The sequence below is a fragment of the Bacillus sp. 2D03 genome (assembly GCF_003946765.1).
GTDB lineage: Bacteria > Bacillota > Bacilli > Bacillales > Bacillaceae_G > Bacillus_A > Bacillus_A cereus.
In genome coordinates, this window is record NZ_RPSJ01000005.1 from 20,200 (window position 1) to 34,874 (window position 14,675).

The following is a 14,675-nucleotide window of genomic DNA, read 5'->3' on the forward strand; positions in this document are numbered from 1 at the left end:
AAATGAAATTTGGATTACATAACTTGAAAATCATGGTAATATATAAAATGTTAATTTCATATATGAATATATACGTATAGGAGGAGAAATAATTTGTCAGATTTACAGACGAAGTTAGGTAGTGGAATGAATAAGTTACAAGAAGGAATAGAACAAGGGAAAATGAAGTTGCAAGTTGCACAAGAAATTGCTCAATTGAAAAAGGGAATGCAAGTGCAAATGCAGAAAAAAGCAGAGGTTCTATTAGAGGTTGGGCAGCAAGTGTATGTTCAATTAAGAGGAAGTGGAGTAAATGAAGCGAGCTTAAAAGAAATGATTGCTCCAGTTCAAGAATTTGATGTAGCTATTTATCAAGCAAGAAAGCGCATTGTTGAATTGCAAAAACAACAAGGTGAAAAATCTACATGTGAATGTGGTGGACCTTTATCAATAAATGATAAGTTTTGTGGTTCGTGTGGAAAACCTAACCCGATGTTAGCAGTAGAAAATGAAGGTGAAACGGTAAATTGTATTTCATGTAATGAGCATATCGATAAAAACTCTACTTACTGTCCAGTTTGTGGAATTAAGCAAAGTGGGGAGTGAATTAAATGTATTGTCGCACATGTGGAAAACAACATGGTGAAGAAGTAAATTATTGCCCAAATGAAGGTAGTATGGAGATTGCAGGAGCTATAGATGCAGTAACATTAGAAAAAGATACTGCAAAATACTGCAAAGGTTGTGGCAGTGAAAATGCTCAAAAAAATTTATATTGTCAAAAGTGTGGGTATTCTTTATCTATTGTGAAGAAAAAAGAACAATCTGTAAAATTGCCTACAATGGATGGTGCTCCTAAAGTTGAATTTAAAGCAGATAAAGCCGTTTTACAAAAAGGTTTTATTGGTGGGGCTGTTGCAAGTATTCTCATGTTAATTGCTGGCTGGATTGGTAGTTTATTATTTGCTTCTATGTTAAGTGAGATGTTTAGCAAATTTGCGAAGGAATTAGAAATGTTGCCAAGTTTTTATTCGAGTGCAACTTCTACGATGTTAAGTTACCATTTACTTGGTTTTACAGCTAACGATGATAGTGGATTGATATTTTCTTTATCTTGGCATACTCCATTTACATTATTATTAATTATTCCATTTATTATTTTCGCTGGTACAGGAATTTGGTTAGGAAAACAGCATGTTGCGAAAACGATTAAAGATCAAATCTTTATGGCAGCAACAGTTGGTATTATTTATGGCATCTTTTTATTTATTATAAGTTTTATAGCATCACAATCTTTTGCAATTCCATTCTCAGAAGCAGGTAAGATTACGGTTGGCTATTCAGCGATTAAGAGTTTATTGAGTGGTTTTGTATGTGGAACATTATTTACCTTATTAGGATTTATTGCTCATACAAGCAAAAACAATATGGCAGCAGCATTTCAAGAGTTAATGCCATATGGAGCGTCTGTTTATTACGGTGTTTCAGCTATGATAAAAGGACTTTTAGTAACAGCAGTAGCGGTTTGTATTATGGCGTTAGTAAGTAAGGAAGACGGTATTGAACCATTAAAAGAAATAACAACTTTAAAATCTGAAAGTACATTATTAGCATTAGAGTTAACACCTCAATTATGGAGTATGGCTCATTTTGCGCCGTTAGAAGTATCAAGTCCAGCACTTAGTAAGGAATTTACTAGAATTGGTAAGAAATCAAATACATATGAGAGCACACTATCGTTTTCATTTATATCAGGCGTCTCTGTAAATGGCGTAGAGCTTAGAGAGATATTGATTTCAAAAGGAGCAAATGAGGAAAGCCTTGCAGAATTTGATAAAGTGAATAACGTATTCCATTATGGTTTATTACTGCTTATTATTCCATTGTTCTTTATGTTTAGAGCGGGAAGAAAGTTAGCTAAATTACCGACCGCCAATATATATATTACATTAGCGGTATGCAGTGGTTCTTACACAATTATGATGATTGTAATGAATATGATTTCTAAGTTCCAAATTAATGTTTCAGGAACGGTAACAGGTTTATTTGGAACAAGTGGAACGGTATTATCTATGCAAAATTCATTTATATATTTAACTTTGTTTAGCTTGATTGTGACATATGTAGCAGCATTTGCTGGAATGAAATTAGCTAAAAAATAGGAGGAGAGCACGTTGAAGTTTTGTGGAACATGTAAAAAGAACGTTGCAGACCATTTGAACTTTTGTCCGGAGTGTGGGAGTAAAGTAGAAGTAATTGTTGATAACACTGCTGCTTCATATACAGAATTACAAAGCGAGACAAAACCAGTGAAAAGTAAGAAAAATTTATTTTTGATCATTGGTTTTGTTGTTATTGCTGCATTATTATTTGGGGCATATAAATTTGGAGCATATAAGTTTTCAAAAGAAAAGCAAGTAAATGTAATGATTGAAGCATTCCAAAAGAAAGATATTAATGCAATTGATGAGTTTGTAAAAGCGAATGATTCAAGCTTAAAGATTAAGACAGAGGATATTAAAGCGTACATGCGTTATTTAAAAGAGAATCCTTCTTACAACAAACAATTACTGTCTTATTTACAGAAAGAGACAGTAGATCAAAAGTTAACAAAAGATAAACCTGCATTTAAAGACGGGGAAATAGTAGAAGAGGGAAAAGAGTGGTTCTTATATCCAAAGTATAAGTTAAGCATGAAATCTTATTATATGAGCATTAGTACAACTGCAAAAAATGCAGAAATACATGTGAATGACAAAAAAGAAACAGAGCTTTCTAGTGATAAAACTTCGAAAGAGTTGGGGCCATACTTCCCAGGTACATATGTTGTAAAGGCAACGGCGAAGACAGAACTTACTGAATTAGAAACAGAGAAAGAAGTAGATTTAGCGGATGAACAGAGCGAGAAGGTGAAAGTGGATTTATCGCTTGAAGGCAAGTATGTAAGCATTTCTTCTGATGAAAGTGATGCAACTGTATTTGTGAACGGGAAAAAACGTGGAAAATTAAATTATGGAAGTTATAAGCTTGGTCCTGTATCCACAGATGAAACAGTAGAAGTACATTTAGAGAAAACTACTGATTTTGGTGTGATGAAATCTGAAAGTGTTAAAATTGGAGACCAAAGCACGTATTACTTAAAATTCCCGAAAGAAACATCAAGTTCAGCGGTGGGCGAATTTGTAAGAAATCATATTTATGATAACGTACGTGCAATTTCATTAAATGATTTTAGTTTAATTGAAAAGAATTATGATAAGAGCGGGAAATCGTATAAGGAAGACCGTGATTATATACAGTATTTACACAAAAAAGGAATTACAGAAGACTTATTAGCGATGGAAGTTCGTAATGTAGAGCGTCAAAGTGATACGAAATATAAAGTAACGACATATGAAGAGTATCATATTCGTTACGGTGATGGATCTGTGAAGTTCAAAAGTTTTAATAACGAACATATTGTAACCGTGAATGGAAATGGAAAGATGTTGTATTATTCTCTTGGTGCAAATAATACTTTGAAATCAGAAGATGTATCTGGTCCAACTCGTTAATATGAGAGAAGCTGTTCAATATTTGAACAGCTTCTTTTTTGTAGCTAAATCGATATTTCGTGTCGAACCGTTGATATATCGTAAGTTATGATAGATATAATTGAAAAATCGTTGATATATTTTTTTACAATTATGAGTGTGTTTCTTTTAATATTTCTTGTACATATGGATCATGTAATATCTGCTCTATAATTGGTAACATGTTTTGTTCAAATGGAATGTCGATAGGAAATGGCTTTTGAGAGCCTGGTTTTACTCCATATTGCACAATTTTGTAATGTGTATTGTTTTCAGACTTGAGCACAATTAACTTATAGCGGTTATCATCGCCAGCGAGTGAGAAATCAATAGACGTAGCGTTATATGTTACTTCATCTTTATATATGTACGGTTTTGGCGTACCAATCCAGTCTACTTTTGCTTGTACATTCATGGGCATAGCCTCCTTATATGTATTATAAATAAATAAAAGCCAGCTCTCAATAAAGAGAACCGGCTTGTAATTTAGCAGTCATTGGTTATTTTAAAATTTTCACTTTAACAGTTTTGCGTCCCCATTTTTGAGCAGCGCTATCTGATCCAAGTAAGATATCAATACGGTTACCTTTAATTGCACCACCAGTATCTCCAGCGATAGCTTCTCCGTAACCTTCTACCCATACTTTAGATCCTAATGGGATTACTTTCGGGTCAACAGCGATCATTTTCATGTTTGGATTCGCAGTTAAATCATGACCCATTGCAGTTAATACACGGCCGCCATATGTGCCACCGTTTTCGCTCGGGTGAGCTGTATATGCTGTAGCTACAACTGTTAACTCACGACCACCAGATGGTTCGCTAGTTTCAGCAGCTTTTACAGCAGGCTTAGTAGCTGGTTTTGCTTGTGCTGCAGGTGCTTGAGCCTTAGCTGGTGCTTCAGCTTTAGCAGGAGCAGTTGTTTCTTGTTTCTCAATTACAGGTGCTGTACCTGTTAAGAAAGGAACATGAACATAAGCTGTTTTCCCGTTATATTCAAATTGTAACCACTCATTTTGTACTTGGTTCGTTGTTTCGATTACATCGTCTTTCTTCAACTTTCCAAGAACCTCTGAGTTTGTGTTCGCTTCAGCACGTACGTTTAATACGTTAGCTGTTACGTAGTAGATGCTTTTTGTGAACTCTGCACTTACGAATGCGTCTTTACCGTTTAAAGTAACTTTTGACCATCCGTTCTCTGTATTTTGTACATCTATTTTATTACCGTTTAGTAATTTACCGACAACTTTTGATTCCGTAGTAGGGTTTTCGCGTACGTTTAGTACGTCTGTTGTTACAACAGTTTCTGCATTAGCAGATGATGTGAAAATCCCAAGACCAAAAACTGCTGCTGTTGCTATACCAATTAATTTTTTCATGATAGCCTCCATTGCGTTTGTTTTCGTGTCCTCATTATAGCAACAGATTTTTTCGGATTTGGGGAAAACACACAATTACAAACCATTCGTAATAAGTCGTTAATATCCTGTAATATAACAAAAAATATAGGAAAGCGTTTTTCATTCTATATGACTCATAGGTTTCTAGTTATATTCAAAATATTTAATACAACATGTTTTTTTCGACGTAAATAAAAATATTACAGGAATGTTACATGATGTTTACTAAACGATTACATTCCTTGAGTATTTTACCGTTTTATGGGTAATATAGTTATATAAACATAAACATTTTGTTTGTGAAGCTATAAACACGTGCTATATACTAGCAAAAAAACCGCATAATTGTTACAAAACGAAAGGGTTGCAAGGAAGAAATTTGCCCTTTTTTACATATGTAACACATCCTTTTTTAGGAAAATACATTCCTATCCGCGTTTTTCTCACACAATTTGACACCAGTATTTCTAACTTGTAGCTCTTGCAGAGTGAAAAGGTTATACGAAAGGTAAGGCTGTCCATAAGAATTCGAATTGGTGAAGGTGAAAGTAAGAAAATCACCGCAAAATTATAGTTTTCTATCCGATTTTACATATCGGAATTTATGTTATTTACAAAAGCGAAACCTACGAAGGGGGATTTGATGAGGAAACTGACAAAAACATTCATCGTTTCATTAACATTATGTATTGCATTTACAATTTGGGGGATTATTCCCGAATCTATTATTGGAAAAGGTAGTTTAGGAAATGTAACAACCGCAATTCAAACTGCATTAGTTAGTAAGTTTGGCTGGTTTTATATTATTTCCGTTTCTATTATTTTAGGTGTGTCTATCTTTTTAATTGTTTCGAAATACGGTTCTATTCGTTTAGGTAAAGATGATGACGAACCTGATTATAGTTATATGACATGGTTTGCTATGTTATTTAGTGCTGGTATGGGTATCGGCTTAGTTTTCTGGGGCGTTGCCGAACCATTAAATCATTTATACGCACCTCCGTTTGGAGATAGTGCAACTGAGGAAAGTGCGCGCCTTGCACTGCGTTTTTCATTTTTCCATTGGGGATTACATCCTTGGGGACTATATGCGTTTGTAGCGTTATGTATTGCTTATTTTACCTTTAGAAAAGGAAAAGCAAGTACGATTAGTGCGACAGTAGGTCCGTTATTTAAGGGCGGGGAACACGGGCGTATTGCTCATTCATTTGATGTGTTAGCTGTTTTCGCAACTGTGTTTGGTGTTGCAACGTCATTAGGTCTCGGTGCAAAACAAATTGCAGGTGGTGTTAGCTATTTAACATCTATCCCGAATTCATTAACGACACAGTTAGTTATTATTGCAATCGTAACAGTTCTTTTCATGTTATCTGCACAAACAGGTCTTGATAAAGGAATTAAATATTTAAGTAATACGAACATTATTTTTGCGTTTGCACTTATGATTATTGTATTATTTGCAGGTCCAACAAACTTTATTATGAATTACTTCACTTCAACAATAGGTTCGTATATTCAGGAATTGCCAAGTATGAGTTTCCGTTTAAGTCCATTGGATGAAGGCGGAAATCAATGGATTCAGTCATGGACAATTTTCTATTGGGCATGGTGGATTGCATGGTCACCGTTCGTAGGTACGTTTATTGCTCGTGTTTCACGAGGTCGTACAATTCGTGAGTTTGTTATCGGTGTGTTACTTGTACCGACCGTAATCGGTGCGCTTTGGTTCTCCGTTTTCGGCGGGACTGGTATTCACATGGAGCTGTTTGGTGATGCACATATCTTTGAAAAAATTAAAGAGATGGGAACAGAAGTAGGATTGTTTGCTATGTTCGATCAGATGGGAAGCTTTGGATCAGCTTTATCTGTTTTAGCGATTCTTCTTATTTCTACATTCTTTATTACATCTGCAGACTCTGCAACATTTGTTTTAGGCATGTTAACGACACATGGTAGTTTAAACCCACCAAATCGTATTAAAATGATTTGGGGTATCGTTCTAGCCGCGATAGCTTCTACCTTATTATATATTGGCGGATTAGAAGCCTTACAAACGGCAGCTATCATTGCAGCATTCCCATTCGTCTTTGTTATTTTCTTTATGATGGCAGCATTATTTAAAGAGTTACAAAAAGAAGGACGTATGAAGCGTCATTAATAATAGAAGGAAAAGAGCTGATTTTATATCAGCTCTTTTTTTAATCCCTCTATTTGTCGGGCAGTAAGCCCCCCAACTCAAAAGTCAGCAAAAGCAAAGAAATCGGGCTGCCTGTAAAAGTCTGATTGGTGATGACTGATTAAAATCTCACTTTATATAGAAGGAATTTGAAATGCGGGTAGGGGAAATAAAATACTTTACCATATAAGTAGTATGCCTTTTATACGAAGAAAAAACGATAGGTTTCGACAATATTCGATCTCTTACGAATTCTATTCATATTTTTGACAAAAAATTGTCGGAAATGTGTTGTCACGTTTATATATATGTGCTATATTATTTCCTGTAAGCGATTTCAAATAGTTTTAAAGCGCATTCAAGGGGGACATCTAGAATAATGAAACGTTACGAAAGAAAGTGGAAGCATATTTGTTTGAAACGTGTGGCACATCGTAGTGTCCAAGAAAGCACGGAACCTAAGACTGAAACGCGCAAAGAACAGCAAGAGAAGCAATTGGTTCTACAAAAATAGCAATCACTTTTTCGTATATAAATGAAGGTCGATCGTTCGTTGGGGGATGGACGTGAAATTACTTTCAGCTAAGGGGTATTGTCTGATATATAATTTATACGGCAATAAATAAGCACAGAGCATACGGCGCTCTGTGCTTATTTTTATTATTTATCTTTTTTGAATCGAACTGTTTTATCCCAGCCAATGACTTGTTTCTTGCTCTTTGCACGTAAGTATAAGATTAAGCTACGAATAAATAAGTACGTAAAGAGCTGTGCGTACGTAAAGTACATAATAACGCTAATAAAAATATTAGTCGGTGTAAAGGTTCGTTCGACACTCTGGGCACTAAATAATTGAGAAACATATGTAATATATGCGACATACCACATAAATAGTAGCGGAATGCTATATTGAATTTGGAATATCCCGAGCAGCCCAATTACAAACCAAACGTTCGAAATGATTAGGAATAGCCAAAATACAACATACACTAGAACTTGTTGTAAGGAATGAACAAGCAGCTTTCCTTTAAAGAAACTTAATGATGAGAACATTTTTTCTAAAATATATAAATTTCCTTGGAGCCAACGTGTACGTTGTTTAATAAGAATTTTTAAATGCTCTGGTTCTTGTTCCCAAGTAACTGATTCTGGGACGATTGGTAAGAGATAACCTTTTTGTGTAATTCGTAATGTTAATTCAGCATCTTCTGCAATTGCGTAAGGGTCATAGCCACCAAGCTCTTCTAGTGCGGAGCGACGAAGAAGCATGTTTGTTCCTGTCAGCGAGCCCGTTTGGAATAGTAACCAGCGTCCAGATTGCATAAGGAGCTGGAAGATTTGGAATTCTAGCGAAATCATTCGCGTCAACCAGTTTCTTTTTTCGTTTACTGTACGAACGTGTCCAACAGCTCCAACAGCATCTTCAGTTGTTTCAGCGTGCTCTACAAGCATTCGCAGTGCGTGTGGTTCAGGTTGGTTATCTGCATCGTAAACACAGAAGTACTCACCATCTGAAATACTAAGCCCATAGTTTAGTACACGTGATTTACCCTTCGGTTCACCGGGAGGAACACGAATATGGCGAATATGAGCATAAGCTTTGTCGAAATCATCGCCGATTTCAGGTGTTTCATCTTGAGAGTTATCATTTAATAAATAAATAGTTAGCTTTCCTGGATATTCAATCTTTGCCATCGCCTCTAAAGTATCTTTAATAACGACGCCTTCATTATGGGCAGGTATGAAAATATCGACGCTCGGATAATGTTCTAGCGTACGATCTTTTCGTTTACTATTTCGGTGAATTAAGCCCGCGATTGTTAAGAAAGAGTAGTAAACGAGTAAGCCAGAGAATAGAAAGGCCGTAAAAATAAGTACATATTTAATTGAAAATGTGATACTAATCCAAAAAACGAGTACGCAAAACAGAAGGAATAAAAGAAGTATAACGAGAGTCATCATAACAGTGTCTGTCCTTTGTTTCCAATTTGCTCGCGTGAAATTTTTATATCTTTGATTGCTTTAGCAGCAAGCCATTGCTCCATTTTTGGTTTTAGGCGGTTCATTACAATGTCAGCACCAGCTTCATTTGTGTTTTGTAATAAAATAACTAGCGTATTATTATCATATTCAGCAGCAAGGTCAAAATCATTCCTTACCGTTTCAACTAATAAAGAAGCTACACGGTCCATAACACTTTCCTTTGTATATTTACTAAAGGAAGTGAAATCAAAGTAAACAATAATGCCTGTTTCATTACGACGATTCATTGCAGTCGTTAATAACGCTTGGCGTCTCTCGAATTCTTGTCTTGTTAGTAATTTGGATTCTCCAATATATTGTTCCAATGTTCTCACACGCTCAGTTAAAGCTTTATTTTCATGAATCACTTTTTTCAATAGGTGAGTTGTTATATATACAATGAAGAAGTTAGCTGCCATCAGGAAGTGGGTAATCATATATTGCCATTGATCTGATGTACTCCATAAGTGAAGCCATGCTTGATAGAACAAATAAAATACGGAAATAATGGTTCCTAGTATGAAGAAAACAAATGCTGTTTTGTCAGCTAAAAATAAGAATAGTACATTTACGATTATGTATATTATTGTAAAAATGAGAGCATGCTCATATTTCGTCACATATACAGTAGTAAAATAAAATACAATTTGTAAAATCCACATAGAGAGGATTTTATAGAACTTATCTTTCACAAAACTTTCCTCCTTAAAGCTATTTCATCAATAGATACTTGTAGTATGCGCAATTATTAAGAAATTGACCATGTCGTTAAACTCTTTTGAAGGGCAACAACAAGTAGTATCTCTATTTTCATAAGAAAAATAAAAAGACTTAAACATTATTGTATCATAATGTGCTTATATTTAGGATAAATTGATTAATAGATACATAAAAGACGTTTGGATTGCATGAAAAAAGTCTCCTCTTGTAGAAAGAGAAGACTCTATATAAGTTTATAGGAACATCATACCTGCAACTGCTGCGTTTAAGAAGTTCGCTAATGTACCAGCGATAACTGCTTTAATCCCTAATTGTGCAATTTGTTTACGGCGAGTAGGAGCTAACGTTCCTGTTACACCTAATTGAATTGCGATAGAAGAGAAGTTTGCAAATCCACAGATTGCAAATGTTAAAATTAGATTTGTTTTGTCAGAGAACTCTGCCATGTGTGGTCCTAAGTTTGCGTATGCAACGAATTCGTTGATTGCAAGTTTTTGACCGATAAAGCTTGCTGCTTGTATCGCTTCACCAGGAGAAACCCCGATTAAGATTGCGAATGGTGATAATAAGTAACCAAAGATTAAATCAAGGCTAAGTTTAATATCGAACAGAGAACCAACCCATCCTAATAATCCATTTAATAAAGCGATTAATGCGATGAAAGCCATTAACATTGCTGCTACGTTAATAACAAGTTGCATACCTTCAGATGCGCCGCGTGCAGCTGCATCAATAACATTTGCGTCTTCACGTTCTGTAGAAAGTTCAACGTTATTATCTACTTTTTCTGTCTCTGGCATGATTAGTTTCGCAATTAATAAGCTCGATGGAGCCGCCATAATTGCAGCTGCTAATAAGTGCTCTAACGGAATACCCATTGCTGCATAACCGACAAGAACGGATCCAGCAACAGCTGTCATACCGCTTACCATAATAGTGAAGAATTCACTATTTGTTAAGCGTGCTAAGTAAGGTTTAATTAAAATTGGAGCTTCAGTTTGTCCTAAAAATACAGTCGTTACTGAGTTTAGGCTTTCTGCTTTAGAAGTTCCAAGAAGTTTACTTAATGCACCACCAACGATGCTAACAAATTTCTGCATAATACCGAAATAATATAAGATTGCTACTAATGAACTAATAAATACGATTGGAAGTAGTGCTTGAATAAAGAATACAAATCCCCAAGGTCCCTTTGCGTTGACTAAATCCCCAGTAACGAACTTAATTCCCTCGTAAGAAAAATTAATTAATCCTTGAACACCGTCAGCAGCGTGTTTTAAACCTGCTTTACCAGCGTCCCATCGTAATACGATAAATGAAAATGACATTTGTAATGCTAGCGCAATTAAAATTGTGCGCCAATTAATAGCTTTGCGGTTGGAAGATAGTAAGAAAGCAATTGCTAATACTCCAATCACGCCGCCAATTCCCCATAAAAGATTCATGCAGTGTATGCTCCTTCCTCATAGTAAAAACAGTGTATAAACCAGTTGTCTATACGTTTGCGAATATAACATCTTTAGTAACTTATCATAATGGACATCGGAGGTCAAACGTCTAATGAAAAGTTTAAATAAAAAGAAAATTCTTCAAAAAAACACATATAAAATAAATAGACATGAAATAGGTTATGTTTTTTATGAAAATATATACATTATGATAACGTTATGCATTGTTTTTGCAGAATAAAGTGTATGAAATGGAAGAATGGATACATTATTTTTGTAGAGAGAAGGTAGGAGAAAGGGAGTAATATGTTGAACTCATAGCAAAAAAGCCTTCTAGTAAACTAGAAGGCTTTGAAACTATTAATTAAGGTGCTTTCGTGTATCCTAAGAAGTGGCTCTTCCAATAAGAGTTACTTAATGAAGCGATTGCGACACCTTTATCTCCAGCTTGGATAAACGATCCGCCTCCAAGGTAAATACCCATGTGTGAAGGACCAGATTTATAAGTGTTTTGGAAATAAATTAAGTCACCCGGTTGTGGACTTGAAGTTTTTGGTAGGCTACTCCAATATCCCGCAACACTTTGACGGCTAATGTTATGACCAAATTTCTTAAATACGTGGTAGATGTAGCCACTGCAGTCTACGCCGTTAGCAGAAGTTCCGCCCCAAACGTACGGTACACCTTGCATTGATTTTGCATATGCAAGTACGGAAGAACTGTCGCCGCTATTATTGCCTGTATTATTATTGTTGTTATTGTTTTGATTGTTATTTTGGTTATTGTTAGGCTTATTATCTACTGCGCCTCCAACTGGTGTTTTAGACAGGTAACGTGTTCCGATATAACCAGTTTGACCGTTGTAGTTAATTTTGCTCCATCCAGAGTTTTCAGAGATTACTTGAACCTTCTGTCCTTGTGGAAGTGCGCCTATGATTCTATAATTTGTACCTTCGCCGCTACGTACATTTAGTGCAGAAGCATTAATGTAGTAGTCGCCAATTGCACCTTGGTTAGGTTTTTCAGGTTGTTTTGGTTGCTCAGGAGTAGTAGTGCCACCTTTAACGAATTTCACAAATTCGCTACTAACAAAGCCTGTTTTTCCTTGGTAATTTACTTTAAACCAACCGTTTTCAGATCCAACTACGTTTAATGTTGTACCATTTAAAACGCCACCAATTACACTATGGTAAGCGGCAGGGCCTGTACGAACACGTAGAGATGTAGCGTTAACCACGTAAGAACCACCAGTTTGAATAGTTCCATTATTATTGTTTTGCTCTTGTTTGTTGCCTTCTGTAACGTTTTCGTTAGAACCGCCTTTTGTTACGTAGTCTTTGCTTACATAAGCAGTTTGTCCTGCGTAATTGATTTTGAACCAATCTTGAACTTCGCCAACAACTTGTACTACTTGTCCTTTTTTGACAGAACCTACAGTTGTATGAGAAGTGCTAGGACCTGTACGAACGCGAAGGGAAGATACATTTACTGTATAGTTTCCGCTTGCTGGTTTTACTTCTTGGTTGTTATTATTCGTATTGTTGTTTGAAGAACCTGCATTAGAAGAAACGCCAGATACGAATTCGCCACTTACATAACCTACTTGTCCATTATGGTTAATTTTCACCCAACCATTTTCTTGTCCAATTACGTTTAATGTTTGTCCTTCATATACACGCCCAGAAACAGAACTAGATGTGTTAGGAGCTGTACGTACACGTAATACATCAGCGGTAACTTTATTGTTTCCACCTGTACTTACATTGTTGTTTGCTGCGCCACTTTTTGATACAAATTCGCCACTAACAAAGCCTGTTTGTCCATTAATGTTAATTTTGAACCAACCGTTTTCTTCGCCAATCACGTTTAGTGATTGACCGTTATAAACGCGTGAGATGATGTCGTGAGAAGTGCTTGATCCCGCACGAACATGTAATACGCTCGCGTTTACCTTATAAGATGAGCTGTTTGATGCAGAAGCTTGGACAGTTGTAGCAGCTTTTTGTGTATTTTGTTCAGGTGCAGCTTGAACACTATCAAGTGTAGGTGCTGCTCCTCCTGCTACAGACACTGCCGCAAGACCGGCAAGATACTTTTTCATAATTTGTCGATTCCTTTCTGTCTGTAATGTAGTGAAGAAATATTTACCAACTGTTAAAAATTCTAAAGAGCATGTCGATTACTGTCAAGACTTATATAGGAATCTGAATATGACAAAAAGATTACAAGAAAAAAATCAAGGCATAAAATTACACCTTGATTTCCATTTAAATGCATATATTGAATATGAAAGGACAGAAATTATTCGTGTTTAAGAAGATGCCATATTGGATTGTAATAAGATTTGATTAAAAGATTTTTGCAGTTTTTTGGTGATAGGCCCAACTTGCCCATCTTGAATCGCGGTCCCATCAAGGTGGGTCATTGGTAAAATTTCAATCGTTGTGCCTGTAAAAAAGCATTCATCTGCTTGATAAACGTCACGAACGCTGAAAAGTTCTTCCTGCACAGGAATGTGAAGAGTATTCGCTAAAGAAAGGACATATTGACGAATAATGCCATTTAAAATAAGGTGATTGGCTGGATGTGTGTAAAGCGTTCTGTTTTTAATTAAAAAGAAGTTGGAATGGCTCCCTTCCGTTACAATACCGTTCCTTACGAGAAGTGCCTCTTTACAGCCTTTCCGTTCAGCTTTCGTAGCAGCTAGTACGTTTGGTAATAAATTTAATGATTTAATGTCACAGCGTAGCCATCGAGTATCGGGTTCTGATATAGCGCGTATACCATATTCAATCCATAAAGCTGGTCGTTCTTTTTTTGTAATATAGGCATAAATTGTCGGAGGGTTGTCATATGAAAATACATGTGTGCGAGCTTGTACACCACGAGATACTTGCAAATAAATGATGCCATCTTCGTGGAAATGGTTTCGTTCAATTAATTTGTAAAGTAAAGTGATGAGCTCAGCTTTTGAGAAAGGGAGCGATAATTCTACTTCTTCCATGGATCGATATAATCTCGTTATGTGCGGATCTAATAAATGAAAGTTCCCTTTATATAGGCGAATAACCTCATAGACACCATCTCCGAACTGCGAACCTCTCTCTTCAAGTTCTATGTACATTTGTTGTTTTGTTGTATCAATAACTTCATCATTCCAAAGTACAAATTTTTCGTATGCCAATTTCCGTCCCATCCTTTCGTAAGTACGTAAGTAACGTGAAACTTTCATTCATGCGAGATAAAAATCACTATAGTAATTTTTATGTGAGCAATTCTCTACATATGACCGTATATGTATTTGTAAATCATAGAGAAATAAGGATGATTTACCCCGCATTAACGGCAGTAAAGCCCC

General features: G+C 35.8%; 11 protein-coding genes. 4 read left to right on the plus strand and 7 right to left on the minus strand.

Features of this window, described 5'->3' with window-relative positions; genetic code table 11:
* Window positions 1–93 precede the first annotated feature (93 nt).
* The 3 genes from EBQ15_RS12910 to EBQ15_RS12920 are packed head-to-tail and all read left to right on the plus strand — an operon-like array spanning window position 94 to window position 3,533.
* On the plus strand, window positions 94–585 hold the full coding sequence (locus EBQ15_RS12910) for a zinc ribbon domain-containing protein (RefSeq protein WP_001281756.1): 492 nt from the start codon (window positions 94–96) through the stop codon (window positions 583–585).
* A gap of 5 nt (window positions 586–590) precedes the next feature.
* Window positions 591–2,141: a zinc ribbon domain-containing protein gene (locus tag EBQ15_RS12915; protein WP_000271639.1), complete on the plus strand. Its 1,551-nt coding sequence runs from the start codon at window positions 591–593 to the stop codon at window positions 2,139–2,141.
* Between the two features lie 12 nt (window positions 2,142–2,153).
* Window positions 2,154–3,533, plus strand: coding sequence for a zinc ribbon domain-containing protein (locus EBQ15_RS12920; RefSeq protein ID WP_000666891.1), 1,380 nt, complete (start codon window positions 2,154–2,156; stop codon window positions 3,531–3,533).
* A 130-nt stretch (window positions 3,534–3,663) separates the two neighbouring features.
* Here the strand turns inward: EBQ15_RS12920 and EBQ15_RS12925 are convergent, their stop codons facing one another.
* Window positions 3,664–3,966, minus strand: a complete 303-nt coding sequence (locus tag EBQ15_RS12925) for a DUF3910 family protein (protein WP_001102542.1) — start codon at window positions 3,964–3,966, stop codon at window positions 3,664–3,666.
* Window positions 3,967–4,051: 85 nt separating this feature from the next.
* Entirely contained in the window at window positions 4,052–4,930 is an 879-nt protein-coding gene (locus EBQ15_RS12930) for a cell wall-binding protein EntA (RefSeq protein WP_000733351.1), read from the minus strand.
* Between the two features lie 664 nt (window positions 4,931–5,594).
* Here EBQ15_RS12930 and opuD point away from each other — a divergent pair.
* Window positions 5,595–7,109: a glycine betaine transporter OpuD gene (gene opuD / locus EBQ15_RS12940; RefSeq protein ID WP_001229104.1), complete on the plus strand. Its 1,515-nt coding sequence runs from the start codon at window positions 5,595–5,597 to the stop codon at window positions 7,107–7,109.
* 678 nt (window positions 7,110–7,787) lie between these two features.
* On the opposite strand, the gene EBQ15_RS12945 is transcribed toward opuD, so the two are convergent.
* The 5 genes from EBQ15_RS12945 to EBQ15_RS12970 all read right to left on the minus strand — a co-directional run bounded on the left by EBQ15_RS12945 (window position 7,788) and on the right by EBQ15_RS12970 (window position 14,513).
* A complete protein-coding gene (locus tag EBQ15_RS12945; protein ID WP_000988751.1) occupies window positions 7,788–9,089 on the minus strand; it encodes a glycosyltransferase family 2 protein in 1,302 nt (433 codons plus the stop codon).
* Window positions 9,086–9,841: a diguanylate cyclase domain-containing protein gene (locus EBQ15_RS12950; RefSeq protein ID WP_000653232.1), complete on the minus strand. Its 756-nt coding sequence runs from the start codon at window positions 9,839–9,841 to the stop codon at window positions 9,086–9,088. Before EBQ15_RS12950 ends, EBQ15_RS12945 begins: the two co-directional genes overlap by 4 nt.
* A 261-nt stretch (window positions 9,842–10,102) precedes the next feature.
* Window positions 10,103–11,314: a NupC/NupG family nucleoside CNT transporter gene (locus tag EBQ15_RS12955; RefSeq protein ID WP_001051029.1), complete on the minus strand. Its 1,212-nt coding sequence runs from the start codon at window positions 11,312–11,314 to the stop codon at window positions 10,103–10,105.
* Window positions 11,315–11,681: 367 nt separating this feature from the next.
* A complete protein-coding gene (locus EBQ15_RS12960; protein WP_000760292.1) occupies window positions 11,682–13,418 on the minus strand; it encodes a C40 family peptidase in 1,737 nt (578 codons plus the stop codon).
* Window positions 13,419–13,628: 210 nt separating this feature from the next.
* Entirely contained in the window at window positions 13,629–14,513 is an 885-nt protein-coding gene (locus EBQ15_RS12970) for a D-amino-acid transaminase (protein ID WP_082186615.1), read from the minus strand.
* Window positions 14,514–14,675: the final 162 nt, after the last annotated feature.

Excerpts from the sequence above, each read along its gene's own strand:
- EBQ15_RS12955 (WP_001051029.1), bottom strand. The coding sequence starts at position 11,314 with ATGAATCTTTTATGGGGAATTGGCGGCGTGATTGGAGTATTAGCAATT.
- EBQ15_RS12915 (WP_000271639.1), top strand. The coding sequence starts at position 591 with ATGTATTGTCGCACATGTGGAAAACAACATGGTGAAGAAGTAAATTAT.
- EBQ15_RS12930 (WP_000733351.1), bottom strand. The coding sequence starts at position 4,930 with ATGAAAAAATTAATTGGTATAGCAACAGCAGCAGTTTTTGGTCTTGGG.
- opuD (WP_001229104.1), top strand. The coding sequence starts at position 5,595 with ATGAGGAAACTGACAAAAACATTCATCGTTTCATTAACATTATGTATT.
- EBQ15_RS12970 (WP_082186615.1), bottom strand. The coding sequence starts at position 14,513 with ATGGGACGGAAATTGGCATACGAAAAATTTGTACTTTGGAATGATGAA.
- EBQ15_RS12925 (WP_001102542.1), bottom strand. The coding sequence starts at position 3,966 with ATGAATGTACAAGCAAAAGTAGACTGGATTGGTACGCCAAAACCGTAC.
- EBQ15_RS12960 (WP_000760292.1), bottom strand. The coding sequence starts at position 13,418 with ATGAAAAAGTATCTTGCCGGTCTTGCGGCAGTGTCTGTAGCAGGAGGA.
- EBQ15_RS12945 (WP_000988751.1), bottom strand. The coding sequence starts at position 9,089 with ATGATGACTCTCGTTATACTTCTTTTATTCCTTCTGTTTTGCGTACTC.